The organism is Mycobacterium sp. 94-17, from assembly GCF_035617725.1.
Taxonomy (GTDB): Bacteria; Actinomycetota; Actinomycetes; order Mycobacteriales; family Mycobacteriaceae; genus Mycobacterium.
In genome coordinates this window covers 64859-85990 of record NZ_JAPIYN010000021.1, presented here as the reverse complement: position 1 = coordinate 85990, position 21132 = coordinate 64859, and the positions used below count along the sequence as shown (strand labels likewise).

At 68.7% G+C, this 21132-nt stretch carries 19 protein-coding genes; 7 read left to right on the top strand and 12 right to left on the bottom strand.

Annotation, left to right across the window (positions count from 1 at the left end):
• The first annotated feature begins 1350 nt into the window (after positions 1–1350).
• The 3 genes from OQ789_RS21190 to OQ789_RS21180 all read left to right on the top strand — a co-directional run bounded on the left by OQ789_RS21190 (position 1351) and on the right by OQ789_RS21180 (position 6566).
• Positions 1351–3156 carry an N-acetylglutaminylglutamine amidotransferase gene (locus OQ789_RS21190; RefSeq protein WP_324688115.1) on the top strand — a complete coding sequence of 602 codons (1806 nt, stop codon included), beginning with the start codon at positions 1351–1353 and terminating at the stop codon, positions 3154–3156.
• Complete coding sequence (gene ngg / locus OQ789_RS21185) at positions 3153–4943, top strand: N-acetylglutaminylglutamine synthetase (RefSeq protein ID WP_324688114.1); 1791 nt, start codon at positions 3153–3155, stop codon at positions 4941–4943. Before OQ789_RS21190 ends, ngg begins: the two co-directional genes overlap by 4 nt.
• Before the next feature lie 138 nt (positions 4944–5081).
• Entirely contained in the window at positions 5082–6566 is a 1485-nt protein-coding gene (locus OQ789_RS21180; RefSeq protein ID WP_324688113.1) for an MFS transporter, read from the top strand.
• 12 nt (positions 6567–6578) lie between these two features.
• On the opposite strand, the gene OQ789_RS21175 is transcribed toward OQ789_RS21180, so the two are convergent.
• The 6 genes from OQ789_RS21175 to OQ789_RS21150 all read right to left on the bottom strand — a co-directional run bounded on the left by OQ789_RS21175 (position 6579) and on the right by OQ789_RS21150 (position 10852).
• Entirely contained in the window at positions 6579–6920 is a 342-nt protein-coding gene (locus tag OQ789_RS21175) for a hypothetical protein (RefSeq protein ID WP_324688112.1), read from the bottom strand.
• Between the two features lie 166 nt (positions 6921–7086).
• Positions 7087–7803, bottom strand: a complete 717-nt coding sequence (locus OQ789_RS21170) for a pyrimidine reductase family protein (protein WP_324688111.1) — start codon at positions 7801–7803, stop codon at positions 7087–7089.
• A 3-nt stretch (positions 7804–7806) separates the two neighbouring features.
• On the bottom strand, positions 7807–8304 hold the full coding sequence (locus OQ789_RS21165) for a flavin reductase family protein (RefSeq protein WP_324688110.1): 498 nt from the start codon (positions 8302–8304) through the stop codon (positions 7807–7809).
• 63 nt (positions 8305–8367) lie between these two features.
• Positions 8368–8739 (bottom strand): hypothetical protein, encoded by a 372-nt coding sequence (locus OQ789_RS21160; protein ID WP_324688109.1) that lies wholly within the window; start codon positions 8737–8739, stop codon positions 8368–8370.
• A gap of 11 nt (positions 8740–8750) precedes the next feature.
• Positions 8751–9875, bottom strand: a complete 1125-nt coding sequence (locus OQ789_RS21155; RefSeq protein WP_324688108.1) for an FAD-dependent oxidoreductase — start codon at positions 9873–9875, stop codon at positions 8751–8753.
• Between the two features lie 59 nt (positions 9876–9934).
• A complete protein-coding gene (locus OQ789_RS21150) occupies positions 9935–10852 on the bottom strand; it encodes a TIGR03619 family F420-dependent LLM class oxidoreductase (RefSeq protein ID WP_324688125.1) in 918 nt (305 codons plus the stop codon).
• Positions 10853–10914: 62 nt separating this feature from the next.
• Between OQ789_RS21150 and OQ789_RS21145 the strand changes: the two genes are divergently transcribed.
• Both OQ789_RS21145 and OQ789_RS21140 read left to right on the top strand, forming a co-directional pair.
• A complete protein-coding gene (locus OQ789_RS21145) occupies positions 10915–11595 on the top strand; it encodes a PadR family transcriptional regulator (RefSeq protein WP_324688106.1) in 681 nt (226 codons plus the stop codon).
• A gap of 333 nt (positions 11596–11928) precedes the next feature.
• Positions 11929–13311 (top strand): HNH endonuclease signature motif containing protein, encoded by a 1383-nt coding sequence (locus tag OQ789_RS21140; RefSeq protein ID WP_324688105.1) that lies wholly within the window; start codon positions 11929–11931, stop codon positions 13309–13311.
• 88 nt (positions 13312–13399) lie between these two features.
• Here OQ789_RS21140 and OQ789_RS21135 read toward each other — a convergent pair whose 3' ends face one another.
• A complete protein-coding gene (locus tag OQ789_RS21135) occupies positions 13400–15097 on the bottom strand; it encodes a 3-ketosteroid-delta-1-dehydrogenase (RefSeq protein WP_324688103.1) in 1698 nt (565 codons plus the stop codon).
• Between the two features lie 102 nt (positions 15098–15199).
• On the opposite strand from OQ789_RS21135, the gene OQ789_RS21130 reads away from it, so the two are divergent.
• The gene (locus tag OQ789_RS21130; protein ID WP_324688102.1) at positions 15200–16324 is read left to right on the top strand and encodes a Rieske 2Fe-2S domain-containing protein; all 1125 of its coding nucleotides are present in this window, start codon (positions 15200–15202) and stop codon (positions 16322–16324) included.
• A 44-nt stretch (positions 16325–16368) separates the two neighbouring features.
• Positions 16369–16638 (top strand): ferredoxin, encoded by a 270-nt coding sequence (locus tag OQ789_RS21125; RefSeq protein ID WP_324688124.1) that lies wholly within the window; start codon positions 16369–16371, stop codon positions 16636–16638.
• Here OQ789_RS21125 and OQ789_RS21120 read toward each other — a convergent pair.
• The 5 genes from OQ789_RS21120 to bphC all read right to left on the bottom strand — a co-directional run bounded on the left by OQ789_RS21120 (position 16635) and on the right by bphC (position 21124).
• Entirely contained in the window at positions 16635–16955 is a 321-nt protein-coding gene (locus tag OQ789_RS21120; protein WP_324688101.1) for a DUF732 domain-containing protein, read from the bottom strand. The genes OQ789_RS21125 and OQ789_RS21120 overlap by 4 nt on opposite strands.
• A gap of 44 nt (positions 16956–16999) precedes the next feature.
• Complete coding sequence (locus tag OQ789_RS21115; RefSeq protein ID WP_324688100.1) at positions 17000–17824, bottom strand: SDR family NAD(P)-dependent oxidoreductase; 825 nt, start codon at positions 17822–17824, stop codon at positions 17000–17002.
• The gene (locus OQ789_RS21110; protein WP_324688099.1) at positions 17821–18648 is read right to left on the bottom strand and encodes an IclR family transcriptional regulator; all 828 of its coding nucleotides are present in this window, start codon (positions 18646–18648) and stop codon (positions 17821–17823) included. The genes OQ789_RS21115 and OQ789_RS21110 overlap by 4 nt, the downstream gene beginning before the upstream one ends.
• 104 nt (positions 18649–18752) lie before the next feature.
• Positions 18753–20219 carry an FAD-dependent oxidoreductase gene (locus OQ789_RS21105; RefSeq protein WP_324688097.1) on the bottom strand — a complete coding sequence of 489 codons (1467 nt, stop codon included), beginning with the start codon at positions 20217–20219 and terminating at the stop codon, positions 18753–18755.
• Entirely contained in the window at positions 20216–21124 is a 909-nt protein-coding gene (bphC, locus tag OQ789_RS21100) for a biphenyl-2,3-diol 1,2-dioxygenase (protein ID WP_324688096.1), read from the bottom strand. Before bphC ends, OQ789_RS21105 begins: the two co-directional genes overlap by 4 nt.
• Positions 21125–21132 lie beyond the last annotated feature (8 nt).

Below are 21132 nucleotides of genomic sequence, written 5' to 3'. Positions count from 1 at the left end.
AGCTCGCGTCGGGATGGTACGTCGTCTGGCGGCCCGGCGGGACGGTTTGATCTTTTCGCCACTCGTGCGTTACCGATCGATCGGAGCCGCGATAGGGCCGTCACAACAGCTGTTGAGGACGCACGGCGGGCCGATCGGCGGCGGTCCGCTCCGGGCTATCCCGTTGGGCCGTACGGGCAGTCGGTGCTGCCCGGGCCGCCGAATCGCCGACGATCGATCGGTCCGGTTGTAAGTCGTTGCCGCCGTGGGTGTATCGGCGCCGGTTGGGTGGGCGTCAAATGCCGGCCGCACGCCCGAATGCGGGTGAATGGGCTTCCGCCCCACCAACATCGGTGTCGGTCGAATGCCAGGGCCCACCGACACGCCCGGGAAATACCGGCCCTGGGCCTTGCAGCGAACTAACATTGATCGCCGTTGGTCTCGTTCAGCGGTGCAAATGCTCCGCAGCGGGCGATGAGGGCAAAGGATTCGCTGGCCGTGGGCGATTCGGTGTTGATGGCAGGGGTCGGAAGCGACGTCGTCGACCGCGCGGTCGTAAGTCTCCTGCTGCTGGGGATCTGGATGGTGGCGGTTTCCCTTTTCGTGCGCGCGGTGCGGGCGAATGTGCGGCTGGTGCGGTGGGCGATCCGGCGAGTGTTCCATCGCTGCGCGTCATGCCGTGCACGTAACAGCTCGGTGGCGCTGTGGGATGGGCTGGACGGCAGGCGCCCGCTGTGGCTGTGCGTCGAATGCGCATTCCTGCTGCAAGAGTCCGACGAGGTGGCACGCCGTGGCGGGCAAAGGGGCGCTCGCGTCGCATGCCGATTCGGGCAGTGGGGCCGCGCGGTCGCCTGCCGGTGTCTGCCGGCCTCGGGCGGTGGTGGGCGACACCGCGCGCGGGGCGCATCGGGTGCGGGCAGAGTTCCCGTCGTGCGGTGCGCGCCGACCGGCGGAGCCGGCGGCCGGCACCGACGACGCGCCGGCGGCCTCGCGACCTCGTCTGCGCGTCCAAAAGCTTTGTCGCGCACAGAGATAACGTGATCGCACCGAACGGCATCACGCATGGAGGCGCGACCATGGCGCCTTCGGGGAAGGGCGCGTCTCGTCTCGGCGACGGCCGCTGACTTCGGGCCGGCACAGGGCATCAAAGGTCCATCGAAAAGCTGTCGAAAGCTGTTGCACGACGGCCGATTGCGTGCCCCCCGCCTGCGGCGGGCAGACATTCGCCCGACGGCCGTCGCCACTGTGGGTTCAGCCGGCAGGTGAGGCGAGCCGAGACCGCCGGCGATACGTGGCCGGCAAACGGCGGCCCGCGGCATGTGGACAGCGGCCGTTGGGCGCCGCGGGTCGGGCGACGGTAGGGTCGAGGGCGTGTGCGGAGTCACCGGGGAGGTACGACTCGACGGGCGGCCGCCTGACGTCGCGGCGGTGTCGGCGATGGCCACGGTGCTGGCGCCACGGGGCCCGGACGCCGGCGGCGCCTGGTCGCAGGGCCGGGTTGCGCTCGGCCACCGTCGGCTCAAAATCATCGACCTGACCGAAGCCGGCGCGCAGCCGATGGTCGACTCGGAGCTGGGTCTGTCCCTGGCGTGGAACGGCTGCATCTACAACTACAAGGAGTTGCGGCAGGAACTCAGCGGGTACGGCTACCGCTTCTTCTCGCACAGCGACACCGAGGTGCTGATCAAGGCCTATCACCAGTGGGGCGACGACTTCGTCAGCCACCTGTTCGGCATGTTCGCCTTCGCCATCGTCGAACGCGACAGCGGGCGGGTGCTGCTCGGACGCGACCGGCTCGGCATCAAGCCGCTGTACGTGACCGAGGACACCCATCGGATCCGGTTCGCGTCCACGCTGCCCGCCCTACTGGCCGGCGGCGGTGTGGATACTCGTATCGACCCGGTCGCCCTGCACCACTACATGAGCTTCCATTCCGTGGTTCCGGCGCCGCAAACCATCCTGCGCGGAGTCCGCAAGGTGCCGCCAGCCTCGCTGGTCGCCATCGAACCGGACGGCAGGCGCACCGTCACCAGCTACTGGGCGCCCGATTTCACCCGGCACTCAGACCGCGCCGACTGGTCGGAGCGCGACTGGGAAGACGCCGTGCTGTCCACGCTGCGGCTGGCGGTGAAGCGGCGCCTGGTCGCCGACGTGCCGGTCGGTTGCCTGCTGTCGGGGGGCGTGGACTCCAGCCTGATCGTGGGCCTGCTCGCCGAGGCCGGCCAGCACGGGCTGTCGACCTTCTCCATCGGCTTCGAGTCAGCGGGGGGCGTCAAGGGCGACGAGTTCCAGTACTCCGACATCGTGGCCAAGCGTTTCGAGACCGACCACCATCAGATCCGCATCGAGACCGAGCGGATGCTGCCCGCGCTCGACGGGGCCATCGGCGCGATGAGCGAGCCGATGGTCAGCCACGACTGCGTCGCCTTCTACCTGCTCAGCCAGGAGGTGGCGCGGCGCGTCAAGGTCGTGCAGTCCGGCCAGGGCGCCGACGAGGTGTTCGCCGGCTACCACTGGTATCCGCCGATGGGTGACGCCACGGCGGCCACCCTGGACGGTGCCGTCGCCCAGTACCGCGGCGCGTTCTTCGACCGGGATGCGGCCGGGGTGCGGACGCTCGTCGGGTCGGGCATCGTCGTGCCGGACGACCCCAGCCTGCGCTTCGTCACCGAGCACTTCGCGCAGGCCGGCGCCGAGACCGGCATCGACCGGGCGCTGCGCCTCGACACGACCGTGATGCTGATCGACGACCCGGTGAAGCGCGTCGACAACATGACGATGGCGTGGGGGCTGGAGGGCCGGGTGCCGTTCCTCGACCACGAGCTGGTCGAGCTGGCCGCGACCTGCCCGCCAAAATACAAGATCGCCCACGAAGGCAAGGGCGTCCTGAAACAGGCTGCGCGACGGGTCATTCCGTCGGAGGTCATCGACCGCCCCAAGGGCTATTTCCCGGTTCCCGCGCTGACCCACCTCGAAGGCCCGTACCTGGACATGGTCCGCGACGCCCTCTACGCGCCGACCGCCAAGGAACGCGGCCTGTTCAACACCGACGCGGTCGACGCGTTGCTGGCCAACCCCAACGGCAAACTGACCCCGCTGCGCGGCAACGAGCTCTGGCAGATCGCCCTGCTCGAGCTCTGGCTGCAGCGCCACGGTGTCACGGGCCCGGTCGCATGACCATGGTCGATCCGTCCGGCGACCACACCGAGGCGATCACGCTCGGGTTGCACGACGCCTCGCCACCCGAGCTCGTGGATGCGATGGCCAAGGACGTTGAGCTCGAATTGGGTTGGGGCCGACTGATTTTCGGGCAGACCTTCGCCAACTCCCAGGACCTGGTCGAGGCGCTGCGCCGCGAGGGGCCCGGCCGCCGCGACATCTGCATCTACGCCCGCGAGTCGCACGTAGTGGTCGCCGAGGCACCCACCGAGCTGTTCATCGACCCCAGCCACACCTACCGGCTGCGTTTCACGCCGAAAACGAAAAGCCTCGCGCCCGCGCCGCTGGGCATGACGGTGCGCACGCTCAACGACCCGATCGATGCCGACGCGATGAACCGCGTCTACGTGCGCTGCGGCATGGTCCCGGCCGGGCTCGACGTGATTTGGCACGACCACCAGCACGTGCCGGCGGTGAAGTATCTGCTCGCGGTGCGCGACGAAGACGGCGCCGTGGTCGGCACCGTCACCGGTGTCGACCACGCGTTGCTGTTCAACGACCCGGAAGAGGGGTCGAGCCTGTGGACCCTGGCGGTGGATCCGGCCGCCGGACTGCCCGGCGTCGGCGGTGCCCTCACCAAGGCGCTCGCCGAGCACTTCCGCAGCGCGGGGCGGGCCTACATGGATCTATCGGTGGCGCACGACAACGCCGCCGCCATCGGCCTCTACGAGAAGCTGGGGTTCCGTCGCGTCCCTGTGCTGGCGATCAAGCGCAAGAACGCGATCAACGAGCCGCTGTTCACTCCGCCTCCCGAGACCATCGACGACCTCAACCCCTACGCCCGGATCATCGCCGACGAGGCGCTGCGTCGCGGGATCTGGGTCGAGGTGCTCGACGCCGAGACCGGCGAGATGCGGCTGAGTCACGGCGGCCGCAGCGTCATCACCCGCGAGTCGTTGTCCGAGTACACCTCCGCGGTGGCGATGTGCCGCTGCGACGACAAGCGGCTGACGCGGCGCCTGGTCTCCGAGGCGGGCATCACCGTGCCGCGCGCGCGTTTGGCCACGTTCGACGAGAGCGATTTCGCCTTCCTCAAGGAGGTCGGCGAGGTCGTCGTCAAACCGACCCGCGGCGAGCAGGGCAAAGGCATCACCGTCGGCGTCGTGCCGGACAACGGGCCCGACGACCTCAGCTCGGCGCTGGCGCGGGCCCGCCAGCAATACCCGGATGTGCTGATCGAGCAGCGGGTGGCCGGCGACGACCTTCGGCTGGTGGTGATCGACGGCCGCGTCGTTGCCGCCGCGCTGCGGTTACCCCCGGAGGTCATCGGCACGGGTGAGCACAGCGTGCGGGATCTGATCGCCGCGGAGAGCCGGCGGCGCTCGGCGGCCACCGGCGGCGAGTCCCGCATCCCGCTCGACGACCTGACCGAGTCGACGATCGCCGAAGCCGGCTGGACGCTGGACGGCGTGCTGCCACAGGGGACCCGGCTGCGGGTTCGCCGCACCGCCAACCTGCACCAGGGCGGCACCATCCACGACGTCACCGCGCACGTGAACAGCGAACTGTGCCGCGTCGCGGTGACGGCGGCCGAAGCGATCGGCATCCCGGTCACCGGCATCGACCTGTTGGTGCCCGACGTCACGGGCGCCGACTACGCCTTCATCGAGGCCAACGAGCGTCCGGGGCTGGCCAACCACGAGCCCCAGCCCACGGCGGCGGCCTTCATCGACTTCCTGTTTCCCGGCCACCCCGGCCAGCCGCAGGCCTGGACTCCCGAGGAGTCCCGTTCCGAGCGTGCCTGACGCCGGCGAACGCGGCGCGGGTTCGAGCACCCCGCCTGCGGCTAGCGGGAAGCATCGGTGGGTACCTGTGTGTCACAGCAAAGCGGGTCACAGCAACACGGGTCACAGCAGAGCGCGTCACACCAGAACGGAGAGCGCATGAGTGCGAGCGCGCAAATCAAGACGATCGCGACGCAGGTGCCGGCGCGGCTGGACCGGCTGCCCTGGTCGCGCTTCCACTGGCGCGTGGTGGTGGGCCTGGGCGGTGTGTGGGTGCTCGACGGGCTCGAGGTCACCATGGTGGGCAACGTGTCGGCGCGGCTCATGGAGCCGGGCAGCGGCATCGCGCTGAACGCCGCGCAGATCGGCATGGCGGCAGCGATCTACATCGCCGGGGCGTGTTCGGGGGCGCTGTTTTTCGGCCACCTGACCGACCGCTTCGGCCGGCGCAACCTGTTCATCCTCACCCTGGCCATCTATTTGGTGGCCACCGTCGCGACCGCGTTCGCGTTCGCGCCCTGGTATTTCTTCCTGACCCGTTTCTTCACCGGCGCCGGCATCGGGGGCGAATACGCCGCGATCAACTCGGCGATCGACGAGCTGATCCCGGCGCGGGTGCGCGGTCGCGTCGACCTGGTGATTAACGGAACCTATTGGCTGGGGTCGGCCGCCGGTGCGGGCGGGGCGCTGATCCTGTTGGACACGTCGAACTTCCCGCCCGACATCGGCTGGCGACTCGCCTTCGGCATCGGCGCCATCCTCGGCATTTTTGTGTTGCTCGTGCGGCGCAACGTCCCGGAGAGCCCGCGCTGGCTGTTCATCCACGGCCGCGAGAACGAAGCCGAACAGATCGTCGGCGAGATCGAGGACGCGGTCGCGCACGAGACGGGCCAACCGCTGCCCGAACCGCAGGGCAAGCCGCTGCGCATCCGTCAGCGCACGGCGATTTCGTTCCGGGAGATCGCCGCCGTGGCCTTCAAGCTCTATCCGCGGCGGGCGGTCCTCGGGCTGGCCCTGTTCATCGGGCAGGCGTTCCTCTACAACGGCGTCACGTTCAACCTCGGCACGCTGCTCAGCCGCTTCTATGACGTGCCGTCGGGCATGGTGCCGGTGTTCTTCGTGCTGTGGGCCCTGAGCAACTTCGCCGGCCCGCTGGTGCTCGGGCACTTGTTCGACACCGTCGGCCGCAAGCCGATGATCACGCTCACCTATGTCGGTTCCGGTGTCGCGGTGGTGGCGCTCGCGCTGGTGTTTCTCACCCGGGTGGGCGGCGTCTGGGCTTTCATCGGCGTGCTGATCGTCGCGTTCTTCCTGGCGTCGGCGGGTGCCAGCGCGGCGTATCTGACGGTCAGCGAGATCTTCCCGATGGAGACCAGGGCGCTGGCGATCGCGTTCTTCTACGCGATGGGCACCGCGATCGGCGGTATCACCGGGCCGTTGCTGTTCGGCCAGCTGATCAACTCGGGCATGCGCACCGAGGTCGTCTGGTCGTTCCTCATCGGGGCGGTCGTGATGGCCGCGGCCGGGCTGGTCGAGCTGTGGCTCGGCATCGCCGCCGAACAGCGTCCGCTCGAGGAGCTGGCGTTGCCGTTGACCGTGGAAGACGCTGAGCGTCAAGACGATTCGGATCCGATCGCGGAATAGGGGCCCGGTCGATCAGCGGTTCTCGTCATCTCCGATGGCGCGTTCGCGCAGGCCTTCTCGAGACAGCGCCCGGACGAATCCGTATGCCTGCATCCCGGCCGGGCCCGGGTGGTCGACGATCCACTCGTTGATCTTTTCCAGCGCGTTGGCCAGGTCGTCGCGCTTGACGCGCACCAGGTAGGTCTTCCGGTCGTCGCCGGGATCCTCGACAGAGTCCGCGACCGCGACCGGATGCTTGAATGCGTAGGCGATCCCGTGCACCGCATCGTGGTTCAGCGCCCAGTGAATTTCACTGGGGCGCAGTCGATTCACCGCAAGATTACGGTAGTCATGGTCGTCGGCTGAACTGCTCACCTGGCCGGTGATCCTCTTCTGTGTGCGGCGGGGGATGGACGGCGATCCCGTGCGGGATCGTGTGGGGGCGCGATTCGATCAGGGGTGAAACGCGGCATTTTCATCATAGGAAGAGGCGGCGCCGCCTGCATGTCGAGCGATGTGGCGCAGGTGCATCCCGGCGGGCTCAGCGGGAGTACTTCAGATAGAGATAGCCCTCGCAGACCAGCGCATGATCGAGGTTCATGGAAACCGGGGCGCGCAGCCGCGCGGGGTGCCGCCGGTGGCCCACCGGCTGGCCCGCGGCCAGTTTGGGGGCGATAGTCACGCAGATCTCGTCGACGGCGTCGGCCTCTACCAGCTCGTCGAGCAGCGTCGGCCCGCCCTCGCACAAGATGCGCCCCATGCCCTGCTCGCGCAGTATGCCCAGCGCCCGTGAGACGTCCACCGAGTCCTCTCCGGCGACCAGGATGTGCTGCAGGTCGGCGTCGAGATCGCACCGTGCCGCGGTGCTCTCGCAGGTCACCAGGATCGGCGGCCGGTCCGGATCGCGCAGCAGGCGCGCCGGCAGATCGCCGCTGCGGCTTACCACGGCGACCGGGGGCGGTTCGGGCCGCCCTTCGTGGCACCGCCTGGCCCGTGCCGCATCGCCGAGCGTCACCGGGCCGTAGTTCTCGGCGCGGGCGGTACCGGCGCCGACCAGCACCACGTCGGCCAGGCCCCGCAGGATTTTCAGCAGCCGTTGGTCGGTGGCGCACGACAGCGGACCGGCGCGACCGCCGAACGCGGCGGCGCCGTCGGCGCTAAAGATCATGTTGGCGCGCACGCCATCAGGCGGATTGGCGTAGAAGGGCGTGAGTTCGACGATGCTGGGGACAGCGCTGATCCGCGGTGATCGGCTCACGCGCTAGGCCTCGTGCCCGGCTTGCAGCTCGCGGACGTCGCCGAAGGAGACCCAGGTCTCCAGTTCCGGCGGCGGGGCACCGCCCACCGGTGCGAGCAGGTGCCCGACGTGGTCGCCCAGCGAGAAACGCTCCAGGATCTCGCCGACGAACCAGGCGGCCGCATCGTCGAGGATGGGCACCTGTTCGGGACCGCGATGCCAGGAACACCGGCCGAACTTGTCCACCTCGTCGCCGGTCTGGCCGCCGAAGAGCTCCACCACGTCCAGGTGGTCGCGATCGAACACGTGCACGGCCAGGTGGGAGGCGCCGCGGGCGACGCGGAAGGTGTGGTTGCGCCTAGACAGGCCGACCAGGAATCGGGGCGGGTGGATGCTGGTCTGGCTGGCGAAACCCACCAGGCAGCCGGCCGGGGTGCCGTCGGCCTGCGTGGTGACGACGTACATCGGATAGTTCAGCAACGCCACCAGCTTGTCGAACGCTTCGGTTCCGGGGTCGGGCATCCGGTCAGTCTTCCCCGTCCGGCCCCGGGGGAATCGCGTCGCCGCGAATTGCCGGGCGGCGGGTCACCACCCGCGCGAGCTGGGAGAGCACGTCGGCGGCGAGAGCAGCTCGAAGCTTCCGGCCCCGCGTGCCATGCTCGCGAACGCCCGAACGTAGACGCGGGAGACGCCGAGTTCGGCGTAGCGTCCCAGCTCGTCGACGACCTGTGTCGCTGAGCCGCAGAAGGTGGCGCCGTCGAAAACCTGTCCCGCGAAATTGGTGGGATCGATTGCAGCCGCTTTCTTTTCGCGACGGCCCCCGACGCCGATCAACGCGCTCATCGAGAAGGCGATGCTGCCGGGGGTCGCGAGCGAATTCCTTGGCCAGCCGGGCGGAATCGGCAGTTCCTGGTAGGTGGCGCCGTTGCTGGGGCCGGTGAAGATCCGGCATTGCATCGGCTCGCGCCTCAACCCAGCGGGTCGTTCGGGCGCACCCCGCGGTACATGCCCCAGCGCACGATCCACGGCATCACCACGCGTTCGACCGACCACGATGGAAAGCGGAAAGCGTGGCCGGTGGGCAGGAACACCTCCAGCCCGTTGGGCTGGATGCCCACCAGCGAACCCCACCGCCGCGCCGGCGCCCGGTAGGTGTGCAGGGGGCGGCCGGTGAAGTCGGCGACGACGTTGCGCGCCACCAGGGCGTCGCCGCGGTTGCGCGCGGAGCTGCGCAATGGGTCGGTAGCCGCGACGTCGCCGACCGCGAACACACCCCGATGGCCGGGCACCCGCAGCTCCGGGGTGACCCGGACGAAGCCGCGCTCGTTGAGCAGTTCCGGCGGAAGCCAGCCGGTGTTGGGCCGCACCCGCCCGATCGCCCACAGCACGGCGTCGGCGTCGGCCGGGGGCTGCCCCGTGCTCCACCGGACGGGGCCGCTGGTGAGTTCGTCGCCCGTGAACCCGTCCGAGATCACCGCGCGGTGTCCCGGGTGCACACCGACGCTGAGCCGGGTCAGCCGGCCGTGGATCCGCTGCCATATCCGCGGATGGTGCCCCTCGAGCGCTGTCTCGCCGGGGAAGTAGAGGTCGATCCGCTTACCGGGCCAGGTGGTCGCCATGTTGAGGGCGCTGCTGACCGCCGCCGCCCCGCCGCCCACCACGACCACCGACGCCGCGGCGGCCAGTCGCTCGTGCGCGGAGCGCAGCTCCGCACCGATCTCGGCGCCCGACTGCAGCGTCGGCTGGCGCCAAAAGCCGTTGCTGACTCCGGTCGAGATGATCAGCGCGTCGTAGTTTTCGGTGACGGTCGTGCCGTCTTCGGTTCGGCCGAAGACGGCGTGGGCGGCCACGTCCACTCCGGTCAACGTGGCCTGCACGATTCGAACGCCGTCCAGGCGACGGAACCGGTCGAACGGGATCCAGTAGTCGCGAGCCCAATCGTGGGGCCGGGAGAGCCGGACGCCGAGTTCCTGGCCGCTTACCAGCGCAGGTTTGGCCGAGATCCCGACGACGTCGGCATGCCGGGCCAGCCGGATCGCCGCGAGGACGCCCGCGTCCCCGAGCCCGGCGACGACGACCCGCTTACGGTTCATGCCGCCATCCTGCCCTGCGCGGATCGCGGACGAGCCGCCGGCGCCCGCCCCGGTGCCGCCTAGCACACCTGGGGCTTGATCTCTTCGATCACCCACTGCGCGTAATCGAGGAATTCGTCCACGCCGCGCACCGCGGGGGCGGGCACCGCGGTCACGGTCACGCCCTGCCCGGCGAGCCAGTTCAGCCGGTCGACGATCTGCGCGGCGCTCATGCCGGGCCGGTCGGAGGTGCGGCGGGCGACGTGTCCCTCGCCGACCCGGTTGGTGCCGAGCCCGTGCATCACGTCGAATTCCCGTCCGTCGTAGGCGGATTGGGACTTGATGTAGTCGAGTCTCTCGGCGATCCGGTCGGGCGGTGTGAGAAACGGCCACCACCCCGTGCCGAAGGCGGCGGCCCTGCGCAGCGCGGCGTCGGCGTCACCGCCGATCCAGATCGGAAGATAGGGTTTTTGAGCGGGTTTCGGCTCGAACGCGATGTCGGCGAACGACACATACCGGCCCTCGAACCGCGGTGTGTCGCTGGTCCACAATTCGACGATGGCCGCCAGATACTCGTCGGCGATGCGACCGCGTTCCGCGAAGGGCACTGAGAGCAGCTCGAACTCGCGGGCAAGCCACCCGACCCCGAACGTCACCATCATCCGGCCCCCACTCATCCAGTCGGCGGTCGCCAGCGCTTTGGCCAGCACGATGGGATGCTGCAGCGGCAGGATGGTGACGCAAGAATTGATGGCCACCCGCTCGGTGGCGCCGGCGATGAAGGCCTGCGCGGTGGTCGAGTGCAGGTAGTGCGACCCGGACAACTCGACGTGATCGGTGGGGATGACGAGATGCTCGGGCACCGCGATCATGTCGTAGCCCCACCGGTCGGCGCATTGCATCATGCGGCGCTGGTCGGGCCCGGTGACGGCGGGCTCCCAGGGCTGCGTGATCGCCTTGAGGCGCAGCAGGTGCGGAAGGGGGAAGGCGAATTTCACGCGCGTCCCGGCCAGCGGTCCATGCACCCCAATCTAAGGGTCGGTGTTGTTAACCTGGCGACATGGACTCCGAAACGGACCCTGCCAGCCAAAAGCCGGCCCTTGCGGCCACCAGCTGGGCGCTGCTGGGCATGATGTCCTACGAAGAGGAAGTCTCGGGCTACGACCTCAAGAAGTGGATCGACTGGAGCGTCGACCTCTACTACTGGAGCCCGTCGTACAGCCAGATCTACACCGAGTTGAAGAAATTGGAGGCCCTCGGACTGGTGACGTCGCGCGTCGAGCGCGACGAAGGCACCCGCAGCCGGCGGCTCTACAAGATCACCCCGGCCGGAATGGACGCCGTCACCGAGTGGACCAACCACGCACCCGTCGACCCGCCGGTGCTCAAACACAGTGTGCTGCTTCGTGTTACGTTCGGCCACCTCAGCAACCCGGGTCGGCTCAAGGAATTACTGCAGGAGCACGTGGCGTACGCCGAATCCCGGCACCGCAAGGCCGTCGAGGACGCCGAGGGAGCCGAGGCGGAACCGGCCTGGGCGTACTCGGTGCTCGCGCTGCGCTGGGCGGCCAAGTACTACGCCGCGGAGCGCGAATTCGCGTTGGAAATGATCAAAGAGATCGACGAGGCCGACGCGATCCTGCAGCAGGCCCCCAAGGGGGGCTACGGCAAACCGCGCACCACGCCCGGTTATTGGCGCGAGGTCGAAAGGCAGGTCGAGGCCAAGCGCGAAGCTGACTAGTTCTGCCGGTGGCGACTTTAGTCTTAAGCGACTTAGCCCTGAAGTGACTTAGCCCTGAAGTGACTTAGCCCTGAAGTGACTTAGTCTTAAGGCGACTTAATCCTGAGGCGACTTAATCCTGAGGCGACTTTGTCTTAAGGCGACTTAGTCCTGAAGCGGCCTAGTCCTGAAGCGACTTAGTCCTGAGGCAACTTAGTCCTGCCGGTGGCGGTCGGTATTGCGCCGTGTCGATTGCGGATATCGAAAACGCATATCGAAATCTCTTGTGTCACTGTGGTTTCAGCGGTCACAAAGCTGCGATTCTTGTCGGTGGCACTTCGTAGATTGCAGGGTATGGATTCGAGCGGTCGTGAAGACATCGTCGAGGTGTTCGATGCACTCGATGACGCGCTCGAGCGCGTGGGCGCCCTGAGCTTCGACGCGTTGACTCCCCGAGAATGCCTGGCGCTCTTGGAGCGCTGTGAGAAGGCCCGCCGACGGCTGCCGGTGCCGGAACATCAGCTGATCAATCAGATTGTCCGACAGGCCACCCCAGGAGAGCTCGGCGGCAAGCTATCTCACGCGCTGGCCGAATCGACCTTGATCAGTCGCGCCGAGGCCGCTCGCCGGATCAAGGAAGCCGCCGACCTCGGTCCACGCCACGGGTTGACCGGCGAGCCGATCGCACCGGTGATGGCCGCCACCGCCGCGAGACAGCGAACGGGAGAGCTCGGGTCCGGTCAGATCGCCGTCATCCGCCGGTTCTGCCACCAGCTGCCCGGCTGGATCGACCAGCTCACCCGGGAGCGCGCCGAAGCCGATCTGGCCAAACAGGGCACCAGGTATCGGCCCGAGCAGCTGGCCGGACTCGCCGACATGCTGGCCGATTGCCTCAACCCCGACGGAACGTTCAGCGACGAGGATCGGCACCGCCGCCGCGGCCTGACTTTGGGCCAACAGGAATCCGACGGCATGTCGGCGCTGCGCGGATGGATCACCCCCGAACTGCGCGCCACCCTGGAAGTCGTGCTGGCCAAGCTGGCCGCACCGGGTATGTGCAACCCGTTCGACGAGACGCCATGCGTGGACGGCTCACCCACCCAGGGCGCCATCGACCACGACCCGCGATCGGCCGCCCAACGCAACCACGACGGACTGGGCGCCGCGCTGCGCGCACTGCTGGCCTCCGGCGAGCTGGGTCAGCACAACGGACTGCCGGCCTCCATCATCGTCACCACCACGCTGCAGGAGTTGGAAGCCGCCGCCGGCCGGGGATTGACCGGTGGCGGCACCATCCTCCCGATGAGCGATGTGATCCGCCTGGCCCGCCACGCCCGTCACTACCTGGCGATCTTCGACAAGGGCAAGGCCCTGGCGCTGTATCACACGAAACGCCTCGCCTCACCCGGACAGCGAATTGTGTTGTACGCCAAGGATCGCGGCTGTTCGGCACCCGGCTGCACCATGCCCGGTTACTACAGCGAAGTGCATCACATCACGGACTACGCTGCCTGCCGCACTACAGACGTCAACGACCTCACCTTCGCCTGCGGACCCCACCACCACCTACTTAAACCCGGCGGATGGAGCACCAGAAGAAACACGCGCGGCGACACCGAATGGGTGCCGCCCGCACACCTAGACCGCGGCCAACCCCGCACAAACACCTTTCATCACCCCGAGAAACTCCTTGACGACGGAGACGACGACGAAGACCACAGTCCGGGGGCGGCATGACATGTCCTAATCGCCGCGCTCGCGATCGCCGCTGGTGCTGATGGCGGCGGCCCGCTGCGCCCGGCTTCGCCGCGCTCGCGATCGCCGTCTAGTGTCCCGCGTCGCGCGCCGCGATGTAGCCGTACACCAGCCCCTGCGCGATCGTCGCGCCGGCGCCCGGATACGTCGTGCCGAACGCGTTCGCCGCGCTGTTGCCGATCGCATACAGCCCGGCGATCGCCCGGCCGTCTTCGCGCAGCACCCGCGCCCGCTCGTCGGTCTTCAGCCCACCGCAGGTGCCCAGATCCGACAGCACCATTTTCACCGCGTAGAACGGACCGTTGACCAGCGGACGCAGGTTGGGGTTCGGCTTGATGGTCGGGTCTCCGTAGTAACGGTCGTAGGCGCTGCGGCCCCGCCCGAAGTCGGGATCCGCACCGGCGGAAGCGTTTTGGTTGAAGCGCGTCATCGTCGCGATGAAGTCCGACACCCCGACGCCGATTCGCGCGCCCAGGTCGGTGAGGTTGTCGGCCCGCACCGCGATCCCGGCGTCATACCACGACTGCGGAATGCGCATCCGCGGAAAGAGTTCGGCGCCAAAGACATAACTATTGCGGTACTGCTGGTCGAAGACGATCCACATCGCCTCGACCGGGCTGCCGGAGCGCCCCAGCTCGAGCACCCGCTGTCCGAACGACATGTAGTCCGCCGCTTCGTTGACGAACCGGCGCCCGTTCTGGTCCACGATCAGGCAACCCGGCAGGGACCGCTCGGCCAGCATCACCGCCGGCTGCTTGCCGGGCAGCGGAGCGACGGCCGGAAACCACCACGCCTGATCCATCAGGTCGATGTCGGCGCCGATGTCCTGGCCCGCGCGGATTCCGTCACCGGTGTTGGCGGCTGCGCCCAGGCTCAGGTTGGCGCCCAACGACTCCGACTGGAATTTCCACCGCATGTCCATTCGGTGGTCGAAACCACCGGTGGCCAGCACCACGCCCCGGCGCGCGGTGATCGTCACCTCCCGGCCGGCGTGTTCGACGACGGCGCCCGTCACGCGGTCGCCGTCGCCGGCGAGACGCGCCAGCGCGGTGCCGGTCCACACCGGGATGCCGGCGCGCAGCACGCCGGTGAACAGCCCGGCCATCAGGCCCTGACCGCCCGCGGCGTAACGCCTGCCCAGCATCCGGCCACCCACGCCCTGCGCCAGGCGCTTGCCGTAGACGGGGATGCCCTTGCGCGGCATCCGGGCCACCAGATTCATCCACCGGTAGTCGGCGCCCGTCGTCGGCATCGGGATGGTGACCTCCATCAGGCCGGGCTCCAGCCGGTCGCGGTACGTGCCGAGCAGCGAGGTGTCGAAGGGCCGGCACTCGCAGGTGCGGCCGGCCGCGCTGCCGCCCGGTGCCTCGGGGTGGTAGTCGGCGTAGTCGCGGGCCCAGAACAGCCGCAGCGGCGTCGTGCGGCGGAGCATGTCGACCGTCGCAGGCACGTGCGCCACGAACGCCGCCGACCGCTGCGCGGGAGCCGTCCCGCGGACCACCGAATCCAGGTAGGTGCCCGCGCGCCTCGCGGTGTCGCCGGCGCCCCCTTCGGCCAGCACCGGGCTGGCCGGCAGCCACAGCGCGCCGCCGGACCGGGCGGTCGAGCCGCCCACGCGCGACGATTTCTCCACGATCAGCACCGACAGGCCCGACTCGTGGGCCGCGAGCGCCGCGGCCATGCCGGTACCGGACCCGACGACGAGCAGGTCAACCGACGTGTCGGCCACCTGCAGGCCGGCGGGAATCGTCGCGCTCTGTGGTGTCACGTCCGCAACGGTAGGGCGCGGACGCGCAACGCGGGAAGAGCCGTCCTGATGAGTGGAACAAAGGGGTCCCGCCACCCCGCGCGGGGGAGTTGAATCGGGGTCATGACGTCGCAGACCGAGGCCGGCGAAATTCGGTTCATCGAAGCGCAGTCCGCGCCGACGCGGTTCGCCCGCGGCTGGCACTGCCTGGGGTTGATCCGCGATTTCGGTGACGGCAAGCCCCACCCGATCAACGCCTTCGGGCAGAAGCTCGTCGTCTTCCGCAGCGGTGACGGGAACATCAACGTGCTCGACGGGTACTGCAGGCACATGGGTGGCGACCTGTCGCAGGGCGAGGTGAAGGGCAACGAGATCGCCTGCCCCTTCCACGACTGGCGCTGGGGCGGCGACGGACGGTGCAAACAGGTGCCCTATAGCCGGCGCGCACCCAAATTGGCCCGCACCCAGGCGTGGACCACGCTGGAGCAGGACGGGATGTTGTTCGTCTGGCACGACCCCGAGCGCAAGCCGCCCCCGCCCGAGGTGACGATCCCCCGCATCGAGGGCGCCACCAGCGACGAATGGAGCGACTGGCATTGGTACACCACGGTGGTGGGGAGCAATTGCCGCGAAATCATCGACAACGTCGTGGATATGGCGCACTTCTACTACATCCACGGCGCGCTGCCGACCTACTTCAAGAACATCTTCGAAGGGCACGTCGCGACGCAGTACATGAACGGGGAGGGCCGACCCGACATGGCCGGTACCGAGGGCGCACAGATGCTGGGCAACACCTCGGTCGCGTCCTACTACGGCCCGTCCTTCATGATCGACGACCTCACTTATCACTACGAGCACGGGGACGCCAAGACGATCCTCATCAACTGCCACTATCCGATCGATGCGAATTCCTTTGTGCTGCAATACGGCATCATCGTGAAGAAGGCCGACGCGATGCCGGGGGACGAGGCGATGCGGACCGCGATCAAGCTCGGCGACTACGTCAAGCTGGGTTTCGAGCAGGACGTGGAAATCTGGCGGAACAAGGCGCGCATCGACAACCCGCTGCTGGTCGAGGAGGACGGCCCGGTCTACCAACTGCGGCGCTGGTATCAGCAGTTCTACGTCGACGTGGCCGACGTGCAACCGGACATGGTGGATCGTTTCGAATTCGAGCTCGACACCACCCGACCCTACGAGGCGTGGATGAAAGAGGTCGAGGCCAACATGGCGGCCCGGGCGTGACGACACTGGAATCACCGGTGCGCGAAGATAATCGGCTCGACACGATGCCGATGGTGCCGGTGACGTGCCGCGATTGCGGTGCGCGGGTGCTGGTCCGCAAGAGCAGCTGGAATCAGACCAGCGTGCAGTGGAACGCCGACGCGACGGCCCGGTGCGCCGAGCGCGCCGACGCGCAGAAGATCGTCACACCGGGGGATCGGGGTGTCTTTCTGGTCTGCTCGGCGCTCACCGCGTCGATCCTGGACGCCGTGCGCCACGGAGAACTGTCGGTCGTCGACGAAACGGACTATAAGACAAGGCAATTCGAAGCCTAGTCCTTCGGCGTCTCGTCCTTGTGCCGCGGGCAGTAGGAGTAGATGCTCTGGGCGACGAAGAAGCCGGTGTGGAACTCGGGCAAGTTGCTGCTGGACAGCACGTCCTGCATCACCGCCATGGGTGTTTCGCCCGTGTCGAGGCGCGCGCAGACGAAATGAGCGGCTTCGATCGCGTGGGCGGCCGAGGCCTGGTCGACGATACCCTGTTCCGCCAGGGCCGCCAGGAATTTCTGGTCGGTGGTGTCGGCGCGGGCGATCGGCGCCGCCGCAAGCACCGCGGCCGATGCGGCCGCGGTGACGAGCAGGCGTGCAACCATGTGTCCCCCGGAGGCGGATGTGACCCAGTCATGCTACTGCATTGTTACCGTGGCAGCGGTTGCCGTTGCGCGGCAAGCGCATTCGCTCGTTCTCTCATCGCCGAGCCGACCGATTCCTCGGTGAGCAGGTAGAACCGGCCCTCGGCGGCCTGCTGGAAGATGGCCGCGGCGGCCGCCAGCGGATCCATGGCGGTGGCCTTGACGCCGAGCATCGCGGCCCGCTGCCCCTCGGCGACCGCGGTATCGGTGCCCTCGGTGGGATCGACCCCGCCGGCGGACTCGAAGATGTTGGACACCACCGCGCCCGGCAACACCGCCTGCACGTGGATGTGGTCCGCGTGCCCGGCCGACGCGACGTCGAGGTACAGGCACTCTGTCAGCGCCAGCACCGCGTGCTTGCTCATGATGTAGGGCGCCTGCAAGGACGCCGTCAGCACGCCGCCGACCGAGGACAGGTTCCACACCCAGGCCCGTTCGCCGGTGGCCATCATCTTGGGCAGGAAAGCCCGCACCCCGTAGAAGACCCCGCTGACGTTGACGTCGACGACCCGGCGCCAGTTCGCCACCGGCGTGTCCCACAAGTAGCCGAACTGCTCGACGCCGGCGTTGTTCACCAGCAGCCGTACCGGCCCGACCTCGCGGTAGGTCCGCTCGGCGAGTTCGTGAACGGCGTCCGGGTCGCGCACGTCGCATCCGATGGCGACGGCCGAATCCGCCCCGAGTTCGACGCGCAGCGCCTCGATGGCGCCGGTGTCGATGTCGGCCAGCACGACGGTCATGCCCAGCCGGGTGGCGTGGCGCGCCAACCCCGCGCCGATGCCCGAGCCGGCCCCGGTGATCACGGCGACCCCGCCGGAAAACGGGTTCACGCGTACTGCAACGCGGGCCGCGGCGGCCGACGCAGCGGGCGCAACGGCTGCAGGGTCGGGGCGACGCGCCCCGGGCCGTTCTCGGCGTGCCGCCAGATACCCATCGCCGTCATCCGGACCGGGGCGATCAATCGCTGGTCGAACGTCATCCGGTTCATCGGACCGCACACGGAAACCGCGGCCATCACGTCCCGGCCGTCGCCGGCCTCGCCGATAGGCGCTGCCACACAACCGAATCCGAGCATCGACTCTTCGCGTTCGAAGGCGACTCCGTGCGCGCGCGCCCGGGACAGCTCGAGGGCCAGCTGTGAGCCGGTGGCGATCGAGTACCTGGTTCTGCGGGCTCGCAGGTCCACCGGCGCATCCTCGTCGCGGTAGGCCAGGATCGCCTTGCCGACGGCGGTGCACTGCGCGGGCTGGCGGCTGCCCACCCTGGTGGGTATCGGGGCCAGCGGCGAGTCGCCGACCTTGTCGAGGAAGACCACGTCGGGCCCGTCCAGCACCGCGAGGTGCACGACGAGTCCGGTGGCGCGGTGCAGTTCGCCGAGCAGGGGACCGGCGGCGCGCACCAGGCGGTCCTGGTGCACGGCCAGCGAACCCAGCTCGACCAGGCGCATGCCCAGCTCGTAGTCGCGGCCGCTGCGGCGCAGCCAGCGCAGCTGCACCAGGCGCTCGAGCATTCGGTGCGCCGACGAGCGCGGCAGGCCGGTGCGCCGGACGATCTGCGCCAGCGTCAGCCGCCCGGGGCCGTCGAATGCGTCCAGGACGAGCGAGATGCGGTCGATGACCGCCGTGGGCGTTGCTGGCTCCGCAATGGCTGTCATCGGTCCTCCAGGGGGCTGATGTATCTGGGTGGCATATTCCTAATAGGAATATCTATATCACACGGATGTGGCCGCTGTCACACACCACGCTCGCGGCAACAAGCTCAGCCTTTGGCGGCCGATCGGCCGGCGCGGCGGCCATAGAAGCTGCCGTCACCCAACGAGACGCCGCTGGCATAGCCCCACGCGGCCAGCCCGGCGGTGCACCGCCCGGCGGCGAAGAGCCCGGGAATGGGCGCGCCGCTGACGTGCAACACCTCGGCGTCCAGCGTGGTGGCCAGCCCGCCCAGGGTGAAGCCGCCGGTGTTCTCGCGCAGGTCGACGGCGCCGAGGGGAGTGCCGATCAGCTTGATCCACTCCGGCTTCTTGTGCAGCAGCGGATCCTCACCACGCGCGGCGCCCTCGTTGTAGGCGGCCACCGTCGCCTGCAGCGACCCGGGCGCCAGCCCTATGTCGCGTTCCAACTCGGCGACGGTGTCGGCCACCCAGGTCGCGGGCCGCAGCATCAGCTTGGGCGACAACGAGTTCATCGCCTCGTCCTGCGCGTCGCCGTCGATGATCAGGTACGCGGTGTTGTCCTGGTGGTAGAGAGTGAGCTGCCCGATCCGGCCCGGGTAGGTGTCCTCGGCGACGTAGCGCTGACCGCGGCCGTTGACCAGAATGCCGCGCACCAGTTGTTGCGGGTCGATGAAAATCGCGACCTCGGTGGCGTCCATGTGGGCCAGGTCCGCGCCCAGCGCCTGCGCCATCCGGATCGCCTGCCCGTCGTGCTGCTCGATGGACGCAGCCGGGCGCCCGGCGATCCGCGGCGCGTACTGCGCGACCATCGCGTCGTTGTAGGCGAAGCTGCCGGTCGCGAGGACCACCCCGGCGCGCGCCCGGATGCTCACCTCGGAGCCGTACCGGCGCGCGCGGATGCCGACCACCCGGCCGTCGGATGCCACGATCAGGCGCTGCACCCGCACGTCGTACAGCGCCCGGGCGCCGGCCGCGGTCGCCGTCTCGACCAGGGGCTTCATCAGCATGAAGCCGGCGCTGGCCTCGCCCTGCTTCTTGTTCTGCATCTGCGGGACATGCCCGCGCGGCGCGGGCGAGGCGATGGTGTTGAACGGGAACGAGTTTTCGCCGCCGCTGTACATCAGCCCTTGGTCGCCCATCGGCTCCCACCCGGGCTCGGAGAAGAACTCCGCCTTGAACGGCACGCCGCAGCCCACCAGCCAGTCGAAGTGGGCGACGCTGCCCGCGCAGTAGTCGGCGATCCTGTTCTCGTCGGCGCCGGGGCCCATCGCGACGTTGAGGAACGCCGCCATGTTGTCGACGGAATCGGTGAAGCCGCAAGCCTTTTGCAGCGAGGTGCCACCGCCGAGGTAAATGAAGCCACCGGCCATCGACGCCGCGCCGCCCCAGGATCCGGTGCGCTCGAGCACCAGCACGTCGGCGCCCGACCGGGCGGCTTCCACCGCCGCGGCCGCACCGGCGACACCGTAGCCGGCGATGACGACGTCGGCCTCCTCATCCCACGAGGTGATCGACGACGCCGCGACCGGCGTCACGTCCGAGTCGGGCGTCACAGCCGCATCGCCGCGGGCATCTCGCCGACCCACTGGTGGCCCCAGTAGCTGTCGGCGGTGATTTCCTCCGCGGTGTAATAGTTTTCGTCGACCCGCATGCCATCGGTGCCGAATTCGATGTCCCAGTCGCCGGGTGCACGGACGTAGAACGACACCATCTTGTCGTTGGTGTGCCGCCCGAGGGTGGACGACAGCTGGAACCCCTCGGCATTGACCCGGTCCAGCGCCCGGCCCACCGCGTCCAGAGTGTCGACCTCCACCATGATGTGGACCAGGCGCGGGTCGCGCTGGTGCGCGGCCGGCACGATCGCCATGCTGTGGTGTCGCTCGTTGATGCCCAGGAACCGAACCCGCACCGGGCCGAACTCTTTGGGCAGCGGCACCCGGAACGCGCCGCGGGAGCGGAAAGCCAGGACCTCGGTGTAGAAGTCGAAGAGCCCGTTGGGGTCGGTGGCCGGCACCACCACGTGACCCATGCCCTGGTCGCCGGTGACGAACTTCGCGCCGAACGGCGTGACGACCGGGCTGTGGTCGAGCACCGCGCCGTGGAACACCTCCAGCGTCGTGCCGGCCGGATCCTCGAACGTAATCACCTCCTCGACGCGGCGCGCCTCGGCCTCGTCGGGGGACAGCTGCTTGTACGCCACGCCGGCGCCGTCGAGACAGGCCTGCACCCGTTGCAACGCCGGGTGGTCGCGCACCTCCCAGCCGACGGTCAGCACCCTGTCGGTCTCGCCGGGCACCACAATGAGCCGGGCCGCCCGCTCGTCCATCCGCAGATATAACGCCGACGGGTCCGGACCCTTACCCTCCGCGAAACCCAGGGTGCCGAACGCGAATTGCCGCCAACGATCGATATCGTTGGTCGAAATAGTGATGTAGCCAAGGCTTTTCAGATCACTCACGCCAAGTC